14 protein-coding genes are annotated in these 20,732 nt (G+C 67.2%); 9 read left to right on the plus strand and 5 right to left on the minus strand.

The features are described 5' to 3' along the window. Positions 1 to 8 precede the first annotated feature (8 nt). Positions 9 to 2,951: an autotransporter family protein gene (locus AC1DGC_RS03475; RefSeq protein ID WP_478047220.1), complete on the minus strand. Its 2,943-nt coding sequence runs from the start codon at positions 2,949 to 2,951 to the stop codon at positions 9 to 11. A 291-nt stretch (positions 2,952 to 3,242) separates the two neighbouring features. On the opposite strand from AC1DGC_RS03475, the gene AC1DGC_RS03480 reads away from it, so the two are divergent. The 4 genes from AC1DGC_RS03480 to AC1DGC_RS03495 all read left to right on the plus strand — a co-directional run bounded on the left by AC1DGC_RS03480 (position 3,243) and on the right by AC1DGC_RS03495 (position 8,639). After that, on the plus strand, positions 3,243 to 4,148 hold the full coding sequence (locus AC1DGC_RS03480) for a M23 family metallopeptidase (RefSeq protein ID WP_478047221.1): 906 nt from the start codon (positions 3,243 to 3,245) through the stop codon (positions 4,146 to 4,148). Between the two features lie 76 nt (positions 4,149 to 4,224). Further along, a complete protein-coding gene (locus AC1DGC_RS03485; protein ID WP_259206237.1) occupies positions 4,225 to 5,829 on the plus strand; it encodes a peptide chain release factor 3 in 1,605 nt (534 codons plus the stop codon). Positions 5,830 to 5,920: 91 nt separating this feature from the next. After that, positions 5,921 to 6,556, plus strand: a complete 636-nt coding sequence (trhA, locus tag AC1DGC_RS03490; RefSeq protein WP_478047222.1) for a PAQR family membrane homeostasis protein TrhA — start codon at positions 5,921 to 5,923, stop codon at positions 6,554 to 6,556. Between the two features lie 97 nt (positions 6,557 to 6,653). Further along, a complete protein-coding gene (locus AC1DGC_RS03495) occupies positions 6,654 to 8,639 on the plus strand; it encodes an AsmA family protein (RefSeq protein ID WP_478047223.1) in 1,986 nt (661 codons plus the stop codon). Positions 8,640 to 8,723: 84 nt separating this feature from the next. Here AC1DGC_RS03495 and AC1DGC_RS03500 read toward each other — a convergent pair whose 3' ends face one another. The 3 genes from AC1DGC_RS03500 to mtgA are packed head-to-tail and all read right to left on the minus strand — an operon-like array spanning position 8,724 to position 10,923. Further along, on the minus strand, positions 8,724 to 9,155 hold the full coding sequence (locus AC1DGC_RS03500) for a CBS domain-containing protein (RefSeq protein ID WP_259206239.1): 432 nt from the start codon (positions 9,153 to 9,155) through the stop codon (positions 8,724 to 8,726). Then, positions 9,115 to 10,134 (minus strand): glycosyltransferase family 2 protein, encoded by a 1,020-nt coding sequence (locus AC1DGC_RS03505; protein ID WP_394161076.1) that lies wholly within the window; start codon positions 10,132 to 10,134, stop codon positions 9,115 to 9,117. Before AC1DGC_RS03505 ends, AC1DGC_RS03500 begins: the two co-directional genes overlap by 41 nt. Before the next feature lie 39 nt (positions 10,135 to 10,173). Further along, entirely contained in the window at positions 10,174 to 10,923 is a 750-nt protein-coding gene (gene mtgA, locus AC1DGC_RS03510) for a monofunctional biosynthetic peptidoglycan transglycosylase (protein ID WP_478047224.1), read from the minus strand. Between the two features lie 79 nt (positions 10,924 to 11,002). On the opposite strand from mtgA, the gene hslO reads away from it, so the two are divergent. The 3 genes from hslO to AC1DGC_RS03525 all read left to right on the plus strand — a co-directional run bounded on the left by hslO (position 11,003) and on the right by AC1DGC_RS03525 (position 16,380). Further along, on the plus strand, positions 11,003 to 11,899 hold the full coding sequence (hslO, locus tag AC1DGC_RS03515) for an Hsp33 family molecular chaperone HslO (RefSeq protein WP_259206244.1): 897 nt from the start codon (positions 11,003 to 11,005) through the stop codon (positions 11,897 to 11,899). Between the two features lie 119 nt (positions 11,900 to 12,018). Next, a complete protein-coding gene (locus tag AC1DGC_RS03520) occupies positions 12,019 to 12,879 on the plus strand; it encodes an XOO1806 family protein (protein ID WP_259206245.1) in 861 nt (286 codons plus the stop codon). 540 nt (positions 12,880 to 13,419) lie between these two features. Further along, a complete protein-coding gene (locus AC1DGC_RS03525; RefSeq protein ID WP_478047225.1) occupies positions 13,420 to 16,380 on the plus strand; it encodes a TonB-dependent receptor plug domain-containing protein in 2,961 nt (986 codons plus the stop codon). Positions 16,381 to 16,526: 146 nt separating this feature from the next. On the opposite strand, the gene AC1DGC_RS03530 is transcribed toward AC1DGC_RS03525, so the two are convergent. Continuing rightward, complete coding sequence (locus tag AC1DGC_RS03530) at positions 16,527 to 17,129, minus strand: TetR/AcrR family transcriptional regulator (protein WP_259206247.1); 603 nt, start codon at positions 17,127 to 17,129, stop codon at positions 16,527 to 16,529. A gap of 165 nt (positions 17,130 to 17,294) precedes the next feature. Between AC1DGC_RS03530 and AC1DGC_RS03535 the strand changes: the two genes are divergently transcribed. Both AC1DGC_RS03535 and AC1DGC_RS03540 read left to right on the plus strand, forming a co-directional pair. Next, positions 17,295 to 18,215 carry an alpha/beta fold hydrolase gene (locus AC1DGC_RS03535; RefSeq protein ID WP_259206248.1) on the plus strand — a complete coding sequence of 307 codons (921 nt, stop codon included), beginning with the start codon at positions 17,295 to 17,297 and terminating at the stop codon, positions 18,213 to 18,215. Next, positions 18,212 to 20,692: an acyl-CoA dehydrogenase gene (locus AC1DGC_RS03540; protein WP_259206249.1), complete on the plus strand. Its 2,481-nt coding sequence runs from the start codon at positions 18,212 to 18,214 to the stop codon at positions 20,690 to 20,692. The genes AC1DGC_RS03535 and AC1DGC_RS03540 overlap by 4 nt, the downstream gene beginning before the upstream one ends. Positions 20,693 to 20,732: the final 40 nt, after the last annotated feature.

The following is a 20,732-nucleotide window of genomic DNA, read 5'->3' on the forward strand; positions in this document are numbered from 1 at the left end:
CTGCGCCGCTACCAGCGGTAGCGCAGCCCCAGTTCACCGGACTGCTGCCGGAAACCGTCGGCACCGCGCTGCAGCGACACCTGGCCGGCACCGCTCCAACCCGAAGCGAGGGCCAGCTCGAATCCCATCTGGACCTCGTACCGGTTCTGGGGCCGCGCCGTGGCAAAGCCAATCTGATCCAGCGTCAGCGCGGCGGCACGGCTCTCGCGCAGGGCATTCACGCCGATGAATGGCTGCACGCGCATCGGTCCGGCGGTATCCAGCCATGCCAGCCGAAGTCCGACCTCTCCCCCCCACACCGCCTGGTCCAGTCCGCCGATGATCGTTCCGTTCGCTTCGCCATGGTCGTGGCCGCGCAGACGGGTGTAGGTGGCCTGGAAACGTGGCTCCAGCAGCAGCGCGCGGGTGTCGGAGGCCGCGAGGTGCCAGCGGTAGCCGCCTTCCAGCGATCCGGCCCAGGTCCGGGTGTCGTAGCGTTCGGGCGCCACGTCTTCGCCATTCACGCGGTTGCGGTAGCGGCCCACCTGTATCCAGCCATCGGCGAAGGCGCCAGTGCCATCCACGCTGCCCTGCTCCCACAGGCCATACAGTCCCACCGCCACGCCCTGCACATGCCCGCGCGCGGTGTAGCCGGTCAGCAGCGAGACCGTGCTGGCCGTGGCCACGCCGTGCGCGGCCATCGCTCCCCATGCCGCCCGGCCGTCGGCCCGCGTCCACAGGTCCGACCCGATACTCACCACCGAGCGTTCCAGCGACGCCGACAATTGGTCCGCCTGCCTTGGCAACCGGCCCTGCTGGCCGCCCACCCGCAACCAGACTCCACGATCAGGCGCGCCGTTGGTGCGACCGGTCCCAGCGCCGGTCTGCGCATGCAGCGAGTACTGGAACAGCTCGATCGCCGCCGTCGTGTTGGCCAGGTAGGCGGCCAGTTCCGGGCGGTAGATCGGCGTTGGCCGGCACGCCGGCAGGGTCGGGTCCTGCTCGCAGATCGGCGGCGGGGGCCGGCACGCCGGCAGCTCCGGATCGGCCAGGCAGGGGTCGGTCGGTGGCGGGCAACCCGGCAGCGCCGGGTTGGCATCGCAGGGGGCCGGATCGGGCGGCGGGGTGCAGCCCGGTCCGGCTGGATCGCTGTCGCAGGGGTCGGGCGGCGGCGGTACGAACTCCGAACGCAGGTACCAGTTGCCGTCGGCGACAGTCGGCCGGCCCTTGAACAGGAAGTACTCATACGCCCCCCCGACGGCGCGACCGGCCAAGGCAAAGCGACCCTCGGATGCACCATCCACCTGGACCACACGGATGCCCTCGGCAGTGAGACCGCCGGCCCCGCCCGCGTTGTCGACCTGCAGACCGAACGCGCCGCGGGTATCGCCCACCACATGCAGCAGGTCACGCGGCGCACCGTCGGCGCCGAGCCGGGCGTTGATCGCGAAGGTGCCGGCACCGGTCAGATCGCCATCCACGCGTAGCGTCTTGAAGTCGTCGGCCACCGGCGCGGAGAACGCGACCGTGCCGCCGTCGAGGTGCAGCGCCTGCACGTCCGAACTGTCGGTGAGTCGCCAACGGCTACCGCTGGCGATGGACAACTGGGCGACAGTGCCGGTCGTAGCACCGGTCCAGACCGAATCGTTGGCAAGCGCCACCGTGGTGGCCGCTGCGAACGTGCCGGCCGGCAGGCCGGGCACAAAACCGATACCCCCGGTTGCCTGTACCCCACCGTCCATCGTCAGCGTGGTGGGGGCCGCGGTGGCCTGGTCGAACAGGTGCCCGTTGCCACCGCTCGCCCTTGCGCCTGCCGAGAGCGTGATACTCCCGCCAGCGCTGCGGAACGCACCGTACTGCGCGCTTTCCAGGCTGCCGCCAGCCAGGCTGAACGTGCCGGCCACGTCCGCCGCCCAGCTGCCCACGCCGGAGGCCTGCACCTGGGTATCGATGAGCTGGAATGTGCCGCCTGCCGTGGTCATGCGCAGGGCGGAGGCCCCGTCGCCGGAGGACGCCAATCGCGCGCCGGTGAACAGGGCGCTGTCGTCAGCGGCAACCACGGCCGAGCCGACGCTGTCGATGCTGCCGCCGATCATCGTCAGCTGGGCCGCGTTGTTGAGCTGGATACCGGACGAGCGCTGCCCGGAGGTCCGGATGCCGACCCCCTCCAGGCGCAGCGTGCTCAGCGTTGGATTGAAGACCAGCATCCGGATGCCGGATGCATCATTGCCGGTGGTCGTTATCGTTCCGCCGGTGATGTCCACAGTGGCTCCCGAGCGGACGCTGATACCGTAGCTGCGATCGCCTGCCGTCTGCAGCGTGCTGCCGCTGATCTGGACAGAGATGTCTGCCGCAGCATCAATGGCAGGTGCGGAATCGCCTGTCGTCCGCAGCTGGCTGTCAACGACACGGGTGGAGGTGCCATTGGCACTCAGGCCGATGGCGCCCGCCGCGCGGGTCTCCACTGACGTGCGGAGCAGTGAAAGCGCACCCGAATTCAAGATTGCAACGCCTGCATCCTCCATGATGATGCTGCTGTCGGTCAGGCTGCCGATACTGTCGTTAAAAATAGTGACGCCAAAGCCACGCTTCTGGATCTCGATCCGCGTGCCCGTAATGCGCACCTCGCCGCCGGACTGCGCATCTATCCCGACGCCGGAAAGACCGGTAACGACGATGCGGCTGTTGGCTAGCTCGACCAGGCTGCCGTCGCCGAATGCGGTGATGCCGCGCCCGGCACCGCCTTCGGCCGTCGCCATCAGCAAGGAATCCCGGCCGCTGATCGAGCCCCCTTGGCCGAATGCCGTGAATACCGAACCGGTCGATGCGGTGTAAGTGCCCGGCGGAACGTCGAGGTGGACGCGATTTGCTACCTGCGGATTGTCGGCCGCTGCCCCCGCGGCGGAACACCACAGCAGTATCGCGCCAGCCAACGGGCGCAGGCAAAGCAACGTTCGGGCATCGGTGGTCATGGTTCACTCCCTGGATCAGGCAAGGAATGCGTCACAGCGCCCTGCAGTGGATGTGAGCCGCAGGCCAACGGCAGGGGATGGTCCAGCCTGGGTCAGGCAACCACCATGCAACTTGTACGAAACCGAGCTGGGAACCGGGCCGAATCACCCCCCTTCTCGGCGCGCTGGTTTCATCAGTCTCAGCCGTGGTGGGTGAGTTGACGGTGAAAGAGTCCCCTACCAGTGCAACGCCGGTGCTTTCGTAAACGGCAGCGGTTGCGTACAGTCGCCCCACTTCATCGGATCCCCGCCATGCGCCACGCCATGCTCATGCGCCACGCCATGCTGTTGATGCTGTTTCCGCTCACCGGCCTGGCCACCGCCGCGCCGTCCGCACCTTCGTGGCGGGCGGGCTGGGGCCTGGTGGAGCAGACCAACGCGCCAGCGCCGACCACCAGCACCGGTGCCGGCATCGCCACGGTCAGGCTCGAGGGCGGCGGCGGCCACTGGCAGGCACGGGTGGACAACCACCTGTTCGGCCCGGTCCAGGTCGCGCTGCGCCAGCCGACCGGCGCCACCGCCCTGCCTGGCCTGCCGCTGCAGACGGTGCTGGCGGGCTCGGCCAGCGTGGTGGTCTCGCGCCTGCAGCCCCCGGCCGAGGTGCCGCGGCTGGACCTGCTGCTGGATGCGGTGCCCGGCGACCCGGCCGCCAGCCCGCAGGACGTCGCCTACCTGCTGCCGTTCGACGCCAGGCGCTTCCAGGTCACCCAGGCCCCGCGCGGGCGCTTCAGCCACACCGATGCCGAGAACCGCGACGCGGTCGACTTCGCCCTCGCCGAAGGCACCCCGGTCCTGGCCGCGCGCGCCGGCCGGGTCATGCAGGTGCAGGGCAACTTCCACGAAAACGGCCGCGATCCGAGCCGCGACCGCGAGCGTGCCAACTTCATCCGGGTCCTGCACGAGGACGGCAGCATGGCCGTCTACGCCCACCTGCAGGCCAACGGCGTGCTGGTGCGCGGCGGCCAGCGGGTCGAGGCCGGCCAGCGCATCGGCTTGTCCGGCAACACCGGCTACAGCACCGCCCCGCACCTGCACTTCGTGGTCCAGGCCAATCGCGGCATGCAGCTGCGTTCGGTGCCGGTGCGGATCGTGGCCCCACAGGGCGAGCTGCACTTCGCCCGCGAGAGCGACAGCGACGGCGCGTCGGGCGCCCCCTGACCCCGGTTGCGTCCAGCCCCCGCTATACTGGACGGCTCATCTCCAAGAAAAGCGCCCCGGGCGGGCGCGTCACGCCATGTCCGAAGTCGCCAACGAAGCCGCGCGCCGCCGCACCTTCGCCATCATTTCCCACCCTGACGCCGGCAAGACCACGCTGACCGAAAAGCTGTTGCTGTTCGGCGGCGCGATCCAGATGGCCGGCTCGGTGAAGGGCCGCAAGGCCGCCCGCCACGCCACGTCCGACTGGATGGCGCTGGAAAAGGAGCGCGGGATCTCGGTCACCTCCTCGGTGATGCAGTTCCCCTACGAGGGCAAGATCGTCAACCTGCTCGACACCCCCGGCCACGCCGACTTCGGCGAGGACACCTACCGCGTGCTCACCGCGGTGGACTCGGCGCTGATGGTGATCGACGTGGCCAAGGGCGTGGAAGAGCGCACCATCAAGCTGATGGAAGTGTGCCGCCTGCGCGACACCCCGATCATGACCTTCATCAACAAGCTCGACCGCGAGGGCAAGGAGCCGATCGACCTGCTGGACGAGGTCGAGAGCGTGCTCGGCATCCAGTGCGCGCCGGTGACCTGGCCGATCGGCATGGGCCAGCGCCTGAAGGGCGTGGTCCACCTGATCAGCGGCGAAGTGCACCTGTACGAACAGGGCCGCAACTTCACCCGCCAGGATTCGACCATCTTCCCGTCGATCGACTCGCCGGGCCTGGCCGAAAAGATCGGCGAGCGCATGCTGGCCGACCTGCGCGACGAGCTGGAGCTGGTGCAGGGCGCCAGCCACCCGTTCGACCTGGCGGCCTACCTGGCCGGCAAGCAGACCCCGGTGTTCTTCGGCTCGGGCGTGAACAATTTCGGCGTGCAGCCGCTGCTGGACTTCTTCGTCGAGCACGCGCCGTCGCCGCAGGCCCGCGCCACCACCGGCCGGGTGATCGCCCCGGAAGAATCCAAGCTGACCGGCTTCGTGTTCAAGATCCAGGCCAACATGGACCCGCAGCACCGTGACCGCGTGGCCTTCATGCGGGTCTGCTCGGGCCGCTTCGTGGCCGGCATGAAGACCTTCCACGTGCGTACCGGCAAGGAAATGAAGCTGGCCAACGCGCTGACCTTCATGGCCAGCGATCGCGAGATCGCCGCCGAGGCGTGGCCGGGCGATGTGATCGGCATCCACAACCACGGCACCATCTCCATCGGCGACACCTTCACCGAAGGCGAGGCCGTCAGCTTCACCGGGATCCCAAACTTCGCCCCGGAGCTGTTCCGCCGCGCGCGCCTGCGTGATCCGCTCAAGCTCAAGCAGCTGCAGAAGGGCCTGGCCCAGCTGTCCGAGGAAGGCGCCACGCAGTTCTTCCGCCCGCTGATGAGCAACGACCTGATCCTGGGCGCGGTCGGCGTGCTGCAGTTCGACGTGGCCGCCTACCGCCTGAAGGACGAGTACGGCGTGGAAGCCACCTTCGAGCCGGTCAGCGTCACCACCGCGCGCTGGGTGACCTGCAGCAACGAGAAGAAGCTGGAGGAGTTCCGCGAGAAGAACGCGGGCAACCTCAGCATCGACGCCGCCGGGCACCTGGTGTACCTGGCGCCGACGCGGGTCAACCTGCAGCTGGCGCAGGAACGCGCGCCGGATGTGCGCTTCGCCGCCACGCGCGAAGCGGCACACAGTATTTCGGTGTCCTGACACGGCGACTGAACAGGCGCGCGTGCATGCGCGCGCCAACGCGGCGATGATAGGGGGGAGCGGGTCCCCCCTCCCCGCATTGTCGATCGCCATGACTACAGTTGCTTCGGTACGTGAAGAAATCGCCAGCGCGCTGACCCACGGGCTCGGCGCGGTGGCCGCGCTCGCCGCCAGTGCGGTGCTGATCACCCTGGCCGCGATCTACGGCGATGGCTGGCAGTTGGCCAGCGCAATCGTGTTCGGGGTAGCGCTGCTGCTGTTGTACACGGCCTCCACCCTGTACCACGCGGTCCAGCACCCGATCGTCAAGGGTCGCCTGAAGGTGTTCGACCATTGCGCGATCTACCTGCTGATCGCCGGCACGTACACGCCGTTCACTTTGATCGGGCTGCGTGGCGGTCCGTGGGGCTGGGGCATGTTCACCGCGATCTGGGCGCTGGCCTTTGCCGGGGTGATCTTCAAACTGTTCTTCACCGGCCGCTTCAAGCTGTTGTCGACGATCATCTACATCGCGATGGGCTGGATGGTGATGGTGGCGATCAAGCCGATGTGGGCCTCGATCGATGGCTGGACGCTGGGCTGGCTGCTTGCTGGCGGCCTGTCCTACACGCTGGGCACCTATTTCTACCACCGCGAATCGATCCCCTACTCGCACGCGATCTGGCACCTGTTCGTGATCGGCGGCAGCGTCTGTCATTTCGTTGCGGTGACGGCGCAGATTCTTTGAGGGGGGGCTTGATCCAGCGCCTTCAAAGCAAAAAACACCCCACCCTGACACCATCCTTACCAATGCTTCGCGCTCCCTGCACGATGAACAGGCAAGGATGGAGCGCGTGAACACTGTTGACTCCCCCGCTCCGTCCCCTGCCGCCCGCCGTTGGCGCTGGCAGCGTCCTGGCAAGCGCGGGCAGCGCTGGCTTGCGCTCCTCTTGTTCCTGTTCGCGGCCCTGCTGCTGTTGATCGCGCTCTGGGACTGGAACTGGTTCAAGGGCCCGGTGGAGCGCGCCGTACAGGCCAAGACCGGTCGCGCATTGCACATCAATGGCGACCTCGACGTCGACCTTGGCCGCACCACGACGATCCGCGCCGACCGCATCACCTTCGCCAACGCCGACTGGGCCAAGACCCCGCAGATGGCCAGCGCCGACCGCGTTGAAATCGCCCTCCGCGTCTGGCCCCTGCTGCGCGGCCAGGTCCACATTCCCGAGATGCGCCTCACCCGCCCGGACCTCCTCCTCGAAACCGGGCCCGGCAAGGACACCCCCGGCAACTGGGACTTCCTCGGGCCGTCCACCGGCAACCCGCCGCAACTGCAGCGCCTGCGCATCGACGATGGCCGCCTGCAGTTCCTCGACGCCGCCGGCCGCACCGACGTGCTGGTCGCCCTCAACAGCGGCAAGCCGCGGAACGAAGACAGCGCGCCGCCGCTGCTGGTCAAGGGCAAGGGCCGCTGGAAGGGCAACGCCTTCTCGCTGGACGGCAACACCGAATCACCGCTGGAACTGACCAACAGCGACCACCCGTTCCGCATCCATCTGGACGGGCGCGCTGGCGGCACCCACGCCATCGCCAGCGGCACCCTCACCAACCCGTTCGCGCTGCGCGTGTTCAACCTGCAGCTGATGCTCAGCGGCCAGGACATGGAAGACCTGTTCCCGCTGATCGGCGTGGCCATGCCCTCCACCCCGCCGTACCGCCTCAACGGCCGGCTCAAGCGCGACAACGACATCTGGCGCTACGAGGATTTCACCGGCACCGCCGGCGACAGCGACCTCGGCGGCACCGCGCAGATCGATGTCGGCGGCGCGCGCCCGTTCCTCAAGGCCGACCTGGTGTCCAAGCGCCTGGACTTCGATGACCTCGCCGGCTTCATCGGGGCCCCGCCGCGCACCGGAGCCGGCGAAACCGCCAACGCCGAACAGAAGGCCAAGGCGGCTGCCCTCGCCGCCCGCGCCCGGATCCTGCCCGACACGCCGTACAACCTCACCAAGCTGCGCGCCATGGATGCCGACGTGCGCTGGAAGGCACAGCGCATCAATTCGCCCGCGCTGCCGCTGGACGACATGGATGCCCACCTCAAGCTCGACGCCGGCCTGCTGCGCCTGGACCCGCTCAACTTCGGCGTCGCTGGCGGCGACATCCGCAGCACCATCCGCATGGACGCGCGCAAGAACACCATTTCCACGCAATTGAAGGCCAGCCTGCGCAACATCCAGCTTGGCAAGCTGATGCCCGATTCCAAGCTGGCCGAACAGGCCTCCGGCGGCGTCAGCGGTGATGTCGACCTGGCCGGCAGCGGCAACTCGGTGGCCGCCATGCTCGGCAGCTCCGACGGCAACGTCGCCGTCGGCATCGGCCGCGGGCATGTCGGCAACCTGATCATGGAACTGGCTGGCCTGGACGTGGCCGAGTCGCTGAAATTCCTGTTCACCGGCGACAAGCAGATTCCGCTGCGTTGCGCGTTCGGCGACTTCGGCGTGGACAACGGCGTGATGACCTCGCGTGCGCTCGCCTTCGACACCAGCGATACGCTGATCGTCGGCAGTGGCACCGTGGATCTCAGGCAGGAACAGCTGGACCTGCTGCTGCGCCCGCGCCCGAAGGACATCAGCATCCTCGCCCTGCGCTCGCCGCTGCGGATCGGTGGGTCGTTCAAGGATCCCTCGTTCCGCCCGGACTTCAAGGCGCTGGGCCTGCGCGGCGCGATCGCCGTCACCCTGGCCACCATCACCCCGCCAGCCGCGCTGCTGGCCACCCTGGAAACCGGCCCCGGCAAGGACACCAACTGCGGCGGCCGCTACGCGAAGTAACGCGGGCTGGGGCATGCTGCCCGGATACCCGCGCCAGCCGGCTCGATCGTCGTCACGGCGCCGCACGTGCGGCGCGCGTGCAGGTCACCCGGCCACGATGTACTGCTGCAGCTGGTCCAGCTTCTGCGCCTGTTCGTCGATCACCGACTTGACCAGGTCACCGATCGAGATCACCCCGACCACGCTGCCCGCCTCCACCACCGGCAGGTGCCGGATGCGGAAGTCGGTGACCAGTTGCAGGCAGTGCTCGACCTGTTCGGTCATTGCCACCGTCACCACCTTGGCGGTCATGATGTCGCTCACCCGCGTGGTCCGCGAGGAACGTTCGTGCAGCACGATCTTGCGCGCGTAATCGCGCTCGGACAGGATGCCGACCAGTTGCCGGCCGTCCATCACCACCACCGCGCCGATGCCCTTGTCGGCCATCAACCGGATCGCGTCGATCACCGCCGCGTCCGGGGCGACCGCGAAAACCTCAGGGGACTTGCCTTCCAACAGCTGCCGTACCGTGGTCATCTCGCTGCTCTCCACCGATGGGATGCAGGCCCGAGTCTGCCACGAACGGTGCATGCCAGGTGTCAACCAGGTACAGCGGGCGCTGCTTGGATTCCTCGTACAAACGCCCCAGGTATTCCCCGATCAGGCCCAGCGCGATCAGCTGCACCCCGCCCAGGAACAGGATCACCGCCATCATGGTCGGCCAGCCCGCCACCCGGTCGCCGTACAGCGCGGCCTTGGCCACGATCCACATGGCGAACACGAACGCGAAGCCGGCAGCGGCCAGGCCCAGGTAGGTGGTGATCCGCAAGGGCGCGGTGGAAAAACCGGTGATCCCCTCCAGCGCGAAGTTCCACAGCTTCCACAGCCCGAACTTGCTCTCCCCCACCAGCCGCGCATGGCGGTGGTAGGGCAACGCCTTGCGCCGGAACCCGACCCAGCCGAACAGCCCCTTCATGAACCGGTGGCGTTCACGCAGCTGGCCCAGGGCGGCCAGCGCGCGCGGCGACAGCAGCCGGAAATCACCGGTGTCGGCGGGGATCGGCGTTTTCGACAAGCGCCCGATCACCCGATAGAACACCTTGGCGGTGGAACGCTTGAGCCAGCTTTCGCCGTCCCGCACCAGGCGCGTGCCGTATACGTTGTCGTAGCCCTGTTGCCACAACGCGACGAAGTCGGGGATGAGCTCGGGCGGGTCCTGGCCATCGGCATCGAGGATCATCACCGCGCCGTCGTCGACGAAATCCAGCCCGGCGGTCAGTGCCGCCTCCTTGCCGAAATTGCGCGACAGGCGCAACAGACCGACCGAGGCATCGGCCTCGGCCAGGGCCTGCATCACCGCCCAGGTGGTGTCGGTACTGCCGTCGTCCACATACAGCACGCGGCCGTCGATGCCCGCCAGGCCGTCAAGCACCGCGCGCAGGCGCGGGTGCAGCATCGGCAGGACCAGGGCCTCATTGTGGGCGGCAACGACGACGGTCAGGCGCTGGGGATTCATGCGGCGATTGTAGCGTCAGCCCATCACCTGCATGAATGCTCAATCCTCGCCGAGGTAGGCGTGACCGCCCAGCTGCCGCGCCTGGCGCTGGATCCAGGCCGCGCGCCGCTGCACGTACGGGCCCGGCCTGGCCGCGTTGTAGCGGCGAGGCGCGGGCAGCACGGCCGCCAACCGCGCGCTTTCCGCCGCGCTCAGGCGCGCCGCGTCCTTGCCCCAGTACTGGCGGGCCGCCGCCTGCGCGCCGTAGATGCCATCGCCGAACTCGGCGATGTTGGCGTACATCTCCAGGATGCGCGCCTTCGGCCACAGCGCCTCGATCAGGACCGTGTACCAGACCTCCAGGCCCTTGCGGATCCAGCTGCGTCCCTGCCACAGGAACAGGTTCTTTGCCACCTGCTGGCTGATCGTACTGGCCCCGCGCAGGCGCCCGCCCTTGGCGTTGTGGTCGCGCGCCTTCTCGATCGCCTGCAGGTCGAAGCCATTGTGCTCGGGGAAGCGCTGGTCTTCGGCGGCCACCAGGGAGATGGGCAGGCTCGGGGCCATCTGGTCCAGGTCGCGCCACTGGTAATGAAGCCGGTAGTCCCACTCGCCCTGGCCGAGCGCCTCGCCGTAGCGCCACAGCATCACCGTGGACAGCGGCGGGTCGACGAACCGCAGCACCAGCACCTGCAGCACGCTGAAGGCGGCGAACAGCACCGGCAGCCACAACAGGCGCTTCCAGTGCCAACGCCGCGGACGCGACGGGTCCAGGCCTGGCTCGGCCTTGAGGTTGCTGCGCTCTGCCCCCATTAGTGGTGCATCCTTTGCTTGCACGATTGTCGGCGCATTATCCGGCAACCGCCCCCCTTTAAGCGCAGCCACCGAACCGATGACCGCCCAATCCGACACCCTTGTCCGTTTCCTGCTTCCCGATGCCGGCGTCCGCGGCGTGCACGTGCACCTCGATGCCACCTGGCGCGAGATCCTGTCCCACGCCACCTACCCGCCGGCCGCCGCCGAGCTGCTCGGCGAGGCCAGCGTGGCCTCGGCGCTGTTCACCGGCCACACCAAGGTCGACGGACGCCTGTCGATCCAGCTGCGCAGCAACACGGCCATGCGCACCCTGTTCGCCGAATGCACCGCCGCCGGCACCCTGCGCGGGATCGTGCAGCTGGCCGAGGGCGGTGGCGACGCGCCGCGCGATCTGACCGCGCTGGGCGACGACGCCCTGCTGGCGATCACCATCGAGAACCCCGGCCTGGACCCGCGCGAACCGCAGCGCTACCAGAGCCTGGTCGGGCTGACCGCCGCAGGCCTGGACGAGGCCTTTGAAGACTACTTCCGCCAGTCCGAGCAGCTGCCCACCCGCCTGCTGCTGGCCGCCGATGGCGAGCGTGCCGCCGGCCTGCTGCTGCAGAAGCTGCCGGGGGACGAAGGCGACCACGACGGCTGGTCGCGTGCCAGTGCGCTGTTCGAGACCCTGGGCAAGCAGGAACTGCTGGAGGTGGCCGGCAACGTGCTGCTGCACCGTCTGTTCCATGAAGAGAAGCCGGAACTGCTGGGCGAACGCCCCCTGCGCTTCGACTGCTCCTGCTCGCGCGAGCGGGTCGAGGGCATGCTGCAGTCGCTGGGGGAAGCCGAGGCCCGCGCCGCCGCCGAGCCGACCGGGGCGGTGGAAGTGCGCTGCGAATTCTGCGGACGGGAGTATCACTTTCCCTTGACGGAATTCGCCATACTGTTCAGCGATGCCGCCGTATCCGCGCCGGCACCTGAACGGCTTCAGTAATCGCCGCACGAGTTTTGTTCTGGGGAGAACCAAGACTTGTTAAGAAATCATAAACACCCTAGGATCAATCTCCCGCTTCGGCGGGAACTTGTGCTCACCCCTGCTGTCTGAGAGTTCCCATGCGCTCCCTTCTGCGTCTACCGCTGGCCCTTGTGATCGCCCTCGCCGCGATCCCGGGCGCGCATGCGCAGACCAAGCCCCGCCAGGACAGCACGGTGCTGCCGGTGTGGAACAAGGGCAGCGGCAAGGTCGAGGCCCTGCTGTACCTGGAGCCCACCGGCGAACAGTCGGCCGGGGCACGCTGGCATTTCGGCCGCAGCTCGCTGGATGCCGCCTTCGGGTTGTCCTCCGGCGATTCGCTGGGCCTGCTCTGCAACAGCAGCCGCGGCACCAGCATCAGCGGCCTGGCCAGCCATTGCATGCTGGCCAGCCTGGGCGACGACGACGACACCACCTCGATCAGCCGCCGGGTCACCGGCACCGCGGCCTTCAACCGCCCGGGCGGGCGTGTCGGCATCACTGCCGGCAGCGGCCGCGACACCCTGCCGGCCTGGCTGGCAGCGCCGAACAAGTCGCCGGCGCTGCGCGCCGAGCAGAATGACCTGACCGTGTTCGGCCAGAAGAACATCGGCCGCGAAGGCTTTGTGTCCATTGGCGGCACCTACGCCAAGGCGCGCCTGGTCCCGCTGTCCGACGCCTCGCCGGCCATCGTGGACCGCTGGGACAGCAAGAGCCTCACCATCGGTGCCGGCTACGGCAACTTCAGCGGCAACATCATCGGCCGCGTGGTCGATGTGCCGGGTCAGCCCGGCAAGTGGGAAGGCCTGGGCGTTGGCCTGACCTGGCGGACGCCGTGGAGTGGCCAGCTCACCGTCGGCGCCGAAAACGTCATTACCCGTGGCAAGAACCCGTTCGCACCGCGTAACGAGAGCACCGACGAAGGCACCGTGCCGTACGTCCGTTACGAACAGGATCTCTGAGCCCCCCGCACCCGGCGCGCCCGGAGTGTGTCGAAAGAAACGCGCCCGCCGGCGCGTTTTTTTTTGGTTCTTCCTTCTGCGCGCGAGGCACCCACGACGCGCAGGGTGACCCCCTTCAGGCACCGCGGCCTGTCGGTGGACCGGTCGGCGATGCCGCAGCAATGGCGTTGATGCCTGATTCCAACGCGCTTTCGCGCCCGCGCGGTGACATGCATTGGCTGCGGGCGTCAAGGCATGACCGTGCCCAATGACGTGATGAGACACGCGTTGATACAAACCGTGACAAATCAATTGCAACTATTTTCTTCACCATTGCTTAACCAACGAGACGAAATTGGGCAATGTGTAGGGTGATGTGATTGATTTGGAAGGAGTTTGGAACAGGTGAAGTCGCTCACAGCCTGTATTAACGCGACTTTAATTCTTGGGAATCCGCAGTTACTATCGAGTCAGCCTCGTGGTTGTTGGCGCTGCCGTTTTGGCGCCGCTACAGGCAAACACCCCAGTGAATACCCAAGATTCCCTTGGAGAGAGAGAGCAATGAACTTTAAGTCCAACAAGCTGCGCGACGCGGTGATTGTCGCGCTGGTCGCGAGCGCCGCCGCCGGCGGCACCGCCCAGGCCCAGGAGGCCACCGGCGCAACCAACCTGGATCGCATCCAGGTCACCGGTTCGCGCATCCGTTCGGTCGACGTGGAAACCGCGCAGCCGATCTTCACCGTGTCCTCCGAGGACATCAAGAAGTCGGGCCTGGTCAGTGTCGGCGACATCCTGCAGAACCTGTCGGTGTCGGGCACCCAGAACTTCAGCAAGGCTGCGGTGCTGACCTCCAACCCGGAACAGGGCGGCCAGTACGTCAACCTGTACAACCTGAACGAGAACCGCACCCTGGTGCTGGTCAACGGCAAGCGCTGGACCTCCAGCCTGGCCGGCTACACCGACCTGTCCACCATTCCGAGCGCGCTGATCGAGCGCATCGAAGTGCTGAAGGACGGCGCCTCGGCGATCTACGGCTCCGATGCCGTCGCCGGCGTGGTCAACATCATCATGCGCTCGAACTTCGAAGGCGCTGAAGCCTCCGCGCTGATCGGCCAGAACGGTCGCGGCGATGGCCAGAAGCAGTCGTACTCGTTCACCGCCGGCACCACCGGCGAGCGTGCCTCGATCGTGTTCGGCGCCAGCTACACCAAGGAAGATCCGGTGTGGGCCAAGGACCGTGAGCTGACCCGCTACACCTACGGCCCGAACCACCCGTTCTCCGGCCTGAGCGCCACCGGCCCGTGGGGCCGCTTCACCGATCCGCGCCCCGAAGGCACCCTTGGCGCGGGCAACTACATCAATGACGACGGTGACATCGTTGGTCCCGGTGAAGGCGATTGGACGCCGAACATGCAGGTCCTCAACCACACCGGCACCTTCGATGGCGTCGGCACCGGTTCGGATTCGCGCAACATCGCCAACTACCATGCCGGCGTAACCCGCGACGACCGCTTCAACTCCACCCAGCAGATGATGCTGCAGCAGGAGTCGGAGACCAAGTCGATCTTCACCTCGGTGGGCTACGAGTTCAATCCGAACATCAGCTTCAAGTCGACCGTGATGTACTCCGAGCGCGACTCGACCCGTCAGGTCGCCGGCTACCCGCTGAGCGCCAACGCGCAGCCGACCTACCCGGTCTACATCAGCGCCGACAGCTACTACAACCCGGTGGGCGTCGAAATCACCGACTGGTACCGCCGTACCGTCGAGATTCCGCGCGTCTCGCAGAACAACGTGAAGTCCTACCACTTCGACGGCGCGTTTGAAGGTGCCTTCGACGTCGGCTCCCACGGCTGGAACTGGGACGTCGGCATGAACTACAACAAGTTCGATGTCACCCAGATCAGCACCGGCAACATCAACCTGCTCGCCCTCGAAAAGGCCCTGGGTCCGTCGTTCCTGAACAGCCAGGGCGTGGTCCAGTGCGGCAGCGCACTGAACCCGATCGCGCTGGGCACCAGCCTGTCGGCCGGCCAGTGCACCCCGTTCAACATCCTGGGCGGCCCGTCGGCCTCCACCGCCGATGCGCTGAAGTACGTCAACACCATCAGCCAGGCGACCCAGCAGAGCGTCAGCAAGCAGTACTTCGCCAACATCACCGGCGGCCTGTTCGACATGCCGGGCGGCGCGGGCGAATTCGCCTTCGCAGCGGGCGTGGAACACCGCACCGTGGAAGGCTATGACTACCCGGATCAGCTGTCCGCTGCCGGTTACACCACCGATCTTGCTGCCGGCGCCACCAGCGGCCGCTACAAGACCGATGAAGTCTACCTGGAGCTGATGATCCCGGTCCTGAAGGATCTGCCGTTCGCCAAGGAACTGTCGTTCGACGTGGCCAGCCGCTACTCCGACTACGACCGTTTCGGTGACACCACCAACAGCAAGTTCAGCCTGACCTGGAAGCCGGTCGAAGACCTGCTGGTCCGCGCCACCTACGGCAAGGGCTTCCGCGCCCCGACCCTGGACGACACCTTCGGTGGCGGTTCGCAGACCTTCGATTACTTCACCGATCCGTGCGACGTCGACCTCGGCATCCGCAGCGGCAATGCCGCGGCCGCGGCTCGCTGCAACAGCGAAGGCCTGGGCCCGAACTTCCACCAGACCGACAGCGCCGGCGTCCCGGTTGAAGCCCGCGAAAGCCAGAGCACCGCGCCGTTCCAGGCCGGTGTGGGTAACGCCGAGCTGGAGCCGGAATACAGCAAGACCCGTACCGTCGGCCTGGTGTTCAGCCCGCGCTGGGTCCAGGGTCTGGACTTCTCGCTGGACTGGTACAAGATCACCATCGACAACGTGATCACCGCCGTGTCGGCGACCTACGTCCTGCAGCAGTGCTACAACGGCGTTGAGTCGTTCTGCAACTACACCCGTGACGCTGCCAGTGGTCAGGTCGTTTCGCTGAGCCGCGGCAACACCAACCTGGGTTCGCTGGAAACCGAAGGCTACAACTTCGGCGCCAACTACCGTCTGCCGGAGTTCGCGGTCGGTCAGTTCTCGGTCCACCTGGACAGCAACTACCTGGTGGCCTACCGCCAGAAGAGCGATGCCACGGCCGAGTGGGACAACTACGCCGGCTACTGGAACTTCCCGCGTGTGCGCGCCACCTTGGGCGTCAACTGGGCCAAGGGTGACCTGTCCGCGCAGTGGAACATGCGCTACTACGGCGGCTACCGCGACTTCTGCTTCGATGGTTCTGCGCAGGAGTGCAACGACCCGACCTACCTGACCCCGAACGGTGGCTGGGGCGGCGGCGAAGGTGCCAACAAGAAGGGCTCGATCTCCTACCAGGACGTCTCGGTCAGCTGGGCCGCGCCGTGGAATGGCACGGTCACCGTCGGTGCGCGCAACATCTTCAACAAGCAGCCGCCGCAGAGCTACTCGCAGACCAACAACAGCTCCTCGTCGATCGATCCGATGCTGGACTTCGACCGTTACTTCTTCATGCAGTACACCCAGCGCTTCTGATCGCCGCTGCACGCGATCTGACCGCTTGAAGCAACGGCCCCGAAAGGGGCCGTTGTTTTTTGTGCTTCCGACCGCCGCTGCAGCTACGCCCGTCCACGAAAAAGGCCGCGTCTCCGCGGCCTTTTCGCTTGCAACCCGGCACTACTTCAGCCGATCGGGATCAGTGTCTCGATCACGTGTTCCACATACGCCTCGAAATCCTCGCGCGCCTGCTTGGGCTGCTGCAACTGCAGCGACAACTGCAGGAAGCCGACGTAGGCCGCATAGGCCAGGCGCGCGCGGTGCTGCGCATCGGTGCGGCTCAGCCCGGCCTGGCGGAAGGAGGCCACCAGGTACTCCAGGCGGCGGTGCGACACGCGGTCGATGACCGGGCGCACCATGGGGTGGTCCAGCGCCTTGAGCAGCTCGCTGTAGATGATGTGCGGCTGCACTTCATGGGCCACCACCTGGAACAGCTGCCGCAGGCGCACGCGCGGGTCCGGCACGTCTTCGAGGCTGCCGAAGACCTGCTCCTGCTCGAACAGCTCCCAGCGCTCCAGCGCCGCCTGCAGCAGGGCATCGCGTGACGGGAAATGCCAGTAGAAACTGCCCTTGGTCACCCCGAGGCGACGCGCCAGCGGCTCGACCGCCACCGCACCAACGCCTTGTTCTGCAATGAGGTCCAGGGCGGCCTGGGCCCAGTCTTCCGCGCTCAGGCGGCTGTTGCGGCCGGCACGTGGCTCGCCGGCGGAAGCGTCAGGTTCATTCATGCCGACGATTTAACCATACGCCGGGGTCCGTGTCCGCCAAAAGCGCGGCGCGGGACCATGCCCGGGCCCTCGCCAGCCCTGCCGTGGCGGCGTTCGCGGACCACGGCCGCCATCACCATACCCCCAAGTATTGACATGCCACGGGCCAGGTCCATACTAGCGAGTATGGTCAATCCTTCCGCTACCCTGCCCCGTTTTGAAGATGAGCGACTGACCGGCGCGCATGACGCCGTGCTGGCCGCTACCCGCTCCTCGCCGGGGCGCCGTGGCACGGTGCTGTTCGCCCATGGCTTCGGCCAGACCCGGCATGCGTGGAATGCCACCGCCCACTCGCTGGCGGCGGCCGGTTACCAGACGCTTGCCTATGATGCGCGCGGCCACGGCGACTCGGACTGGAACCCGGCCGAACGTGCCTACCACGGCGAACAGTTCGCCGATGACCTGATCGTGCTGGCCGGCGAACAACCGCAGCCGCCGATCCTGGTCGCCGCCTCGATGGGCGGCCTGTTCGGGCTGCTGGCCGAATCGCGCTGGCCGGGCCTGTTCTCGGCGATGGTGCTGGTGGACATCACTCCGCGCTGGGACACCGCGGGGGTCGAACGCATCCTGATGTTCATGACCGCCCACCCGGACGGTTTCGCCTCCCTGTCGCAGGCCGCCGATGTGATCTCGGCCTACATGCCGCACCGCCCGCGCAAGTCCGACGATTCCCTGCGCGCGCTGCTGCGCGAGGACGGCCACGGCCGTTGGCGCTGGCACTGGGACCCGCGCCTGGTCGCCGAACTGGCACGCGACAGCGAACAGCACCAGGACGCGCTCGCCGAGGCGGCGCGCCAGGTGAAATGCCCGTTGCTGCTGGTCAGCGGCGGGCGCAGCACCCTGGTCACCCCGCAGACGGTGGCCGAATTCCTCGCGTTGGTGCCGCATGCGCGCCATGTGCAGTTGCCGGAGGCCACGCACATGGTCGCCGGTGACGACAACAACGCCTTTACCGCTACTGTGTTGGACTATCTGGACGTGTTGCCCTCGGCCTCCGCCGTGGCACAGTCCGCCACTACCGAGCACGTCACCGGAGCACGCTCATGAGCATTGTCGTTCCCTTCCTGGCCATCCTGCTGGCGGGCGCCTTCGTCGCCTACCATCGGATGCGGCTGATCACCTGGACGATCGTCAGCCTCGTGCTGCTGGCCGCCTGCTGGTTCATTCCGTACGTCAACCAGACCGCCACCCTCGTCGCCGCCGCCATCGTGGCGGTGATCGCCGTGCCGCTGCTGCTGCCCTTCATCCGCAAGCCGCTGCTGACCGCACCGATGATGAAGGTGTTCCGCAAGGTGTTGCCGCCGCTGTCGCAGACCGAGCGCATCGCGCTGGAAACCGGTTCGGTCGGTTTCGAAGGCCAGCTGTTCACCGGTGACCCGGACTGGAACATCCTGCTGAACTACCCCAAGCCGCAGCTCACCGCCGAGGAACAGGCCTTCCTGGATGGCCCGGTCGAAGAGCTGTGCAAGATGGTCAACGACTGGGAGATCACCCACGTCTACGCCGACCTGCCGCCGGAACTGTGGAGCTTCATCAAGAAGAACAAGTTCTTCGGCATGATCATCCCGAAGGAATACGGCGGCCTGGGCTTCAGCGCGCTGGCCCACCACAAGGTGATCCAGAAGCTGGCCTCGGTGTCGAGCGTGGTCAGCTCCACCGTCGGCGTGCCCAACTCGCTCGGGCCGGGTGAGCTGCTCAATCATTACGGCACCCAGGCGCAGAAGGACCAGTACCTGCCGCGCCTGGCCGATGGCCGCGAAGTGCCCTGCTTCGGCCTGACCGGTCCGTTCGCGGGCTCCGATGCCACCTCGATCCCCGATTACGGCATCGTCTGCAAGGGCGAGTGGAACGGCGAGCAGGTGCTCGGCGTCAAGCTCACCTTCGACAAGCGCTATATCACCCTGGCCCCGGTGGCCACGCTGATCGGCCTGGCGTTCCGCATGTACGACCCGGACGGCCTGATCGGCAGCACCCGCGATATCGGCATCACCCTGGCGCTGCTGCCGCGTGACACCGCCGGCGTGGAAATCGGCCGTCGCCACTTCCCGCTCAACTCGACCTTCCAGAACGGTCCGATCCGCGGCAAGGACGTGTTCATTCCGCTCACCCAGCTGATCGGCGGCGCCGAGAAGGCCGGCAAGGGCTGGAACATGCTCAACGAGTGCCTGGCCGTGGGCCGCTCGATCACCCTGCCCTCCACCGCCAGTGGTGGTGCCAAGGCGGGCGCGGTGATCACCGGCGCGTACGCACGCATCCGCAAGCAGTTCGGCCTGTCGGTCGGGCGCTTCGAGGGCGTGGAAGAAGCGCTGGCCCGGATCGGTGGCAAGGCGTATGCGATCAGCGCGCTGTGCCAGGCCACCGCCGCTGCCGTGGACCGCGGCGATGTGCCGTCGGTACCGTCGGCGATCGCCAAATACCACTGCACCACCATGAGCCGCGAGGTGATCTCGGACATGATGGACGTGATCGGCGGCAAGGGCATCATCCTGGGGCCGCGCAACTTCGCCGGCCGCAGCTGGCAGGCCGCGCCGATCGCGATCACGGTGGAGGGTGCCAACATCATGACCCGCAGCCTGCTGATCTTCGGCCAGGGTGCGATCCTGTGCCATCCGTGGGTGCTGAAGGAAATGAAGGCCGCGCAGGATCCGGACACCAAGGCCGGCCTGCAGGACTTCGACCGCAGCCTGTTCGGCCACATCCGCTTCGGCATCTCCAACGCCGTGCGTTCGTTCTGGTTCGGCCTGACCGGCGCCCGCTTCGGCGCGGCCCCGGGCGATGCCTACACCCGCCGCTACTTCCGCAAGCTGGACCGTTACTCGGCCAACCTGGCGCTGATGGCCGACATCTCGATGATGACGCTCGGCGGCAAGCTGAAGTTCAAGGAATCGCTGTCCGGCCGCCTGGGCGATGTGCTGAGCCACATCTACATGACCAGCGCCATGCTCAAGCGTTACCACGACGAAGGCGCCCCCGTCGCCGACCAGCCGCTGCTGGCCTGGGCCTTCCATGACAGCGTGCACACGATCGAGACCTCGCTGTCGGCGGCGCTGCGCAACTTCCCGATCCGTCCGATCGGCTGGCTGATGTGGCTGCTGATCTTCCCGTTCGGCCGCCGCGCCGAAGCACCGGGCGATCGCCTGGGCCACCGCGTGGCCGCGCTGCTGATGGCGCCCAACGAAGCCCGCGACCGTCTGGCCAGTGGCGTGTTCCTGACCCCGTGCGAGAACAACCCGGGTGGCCGCATCAACAGCTACCTGTCCAAGGCGATCATGGCCGAGCCGGTCGAGCGCAAGTTCATCAAGGCGGTCAAGACCAAGGGCATCGAAGCCCTGGACTTCACCACCCAGCTGGACGAAGCCGTGGCCGAAGGCGTGATCACCCAGGACGAGCGCACGCTGCTGGAAGAGCTGCGCGCGCTGACCCTGGAAACGATCACGGTGGACGATTTCGATCCGCACGAGCTGCGTTCGGCCGGCTACTACGACCGCGAACGCAAGGACCAGCAGTCGCAGGAAGCGGCGTGATCCACGCAGCCATGTAAGCAACAACGGCGGACTTCGGTCC

It is taken from the genome of Stenotrophomonas sp. 05N37, from assembly GCF_056397365.1.

Coding starts and splice junctions, on each gene's coding strand:
- AC1DGC_RS03485 (WP_259206237.1), top strand. CDS start 4,225: ATGTCCGAAGTCGCCAACGAAGCCGCGCGCCGCCGCACCTTCGCCATC.
- mtgA (WP_478047224.1), bottom strand. CDS start 10,923: ATGGGGGCAGAGCGCAGCAACCTCAAGGCCGAGCCAGGCCTGGACCCG.
- hslO (WP_259206244.1), top strand. CDS start 11,003: ATGACCGCCCAATCCGACACCCTTGTCCGTTTCCTGCTTCCCGATGCC.
- AC1DGC_RS03530 (WP_259206247.1), bottom strand. CDS start 17,129: ATGAATGAACCTGACGCTTCCGCCGGCGAGCCACGTGCCGGCCGCAAC.
- AC1DGC_RS03495 (WP_478047223.1), top strand. CDS start 6,654: ATGGAGCGCGTGAACACTGTTGACTCCCCCGCTCCGTCCCCTGCCGCC.
- AC1DGC_RS03475 (WP_478047220.1), bottom strand. CDS start 2,951: ATGACCACCGATGCCCGAACGTTGCTTTGCCTGCGCCCGTTGGCTGGC.
- AC1DGC_RS03500 (WP_259206239.1), bottom strand. CDS start 9,155: ATGACCACGGTACGGCAGCTGTTGGAAGGCAAGTCCCCTGAGGTTTTC.
- AC1DGC_RS03535 (WP_259206248.1), top strand. CDS start 17,295: ATGGTCAATCCTTCCGCTACCCTGCCCCGTTTTGAAGATGAGCGACTG.
- trhA (WP_478047222.1), top strand. CDS start 5,921: ATGACTACAGTTGCTTCGGTACGTGAAGAAATCGCCAGCGCGCTGACC.
- AC1DGC_RS03520 (WP_259206245.1), top strand. CDS start 12,019: ATGCGCTCCCTTCTGCGTCTACCGCTGGCCCTTGTGATCGCCCTCGCC.
- AC1DGC_RS03525 (WP_478047225.1), top strand. CDS start 13,420: ATGAACTTTAAGTCCAACAAGCTGCGCGACGCGGTGATTGTCGCGCTG.
- AC1DGC_RS03505 (WP_394161076.1), bottom strand. CDS start 10,134: ATGAATCCCCAGCGCCTGACCGTCGTCGTTGCCGCCCACAATGAGGCC.
- AC1DGC_RS03480 (WP_478047221.1), top strand. CDS start 3,243: ATGCGCCACGCCATGCTCATGCGCCACGCCATGCTGTTGATGCTGTTT.
- AC1DGC_RS03540 (WP_259206249.1), top strand. CDS start 18,212: ATGAGCATTGTCGTTCCCTTCCTGGCCATCCTGCTGGCGGGCGCCTTC.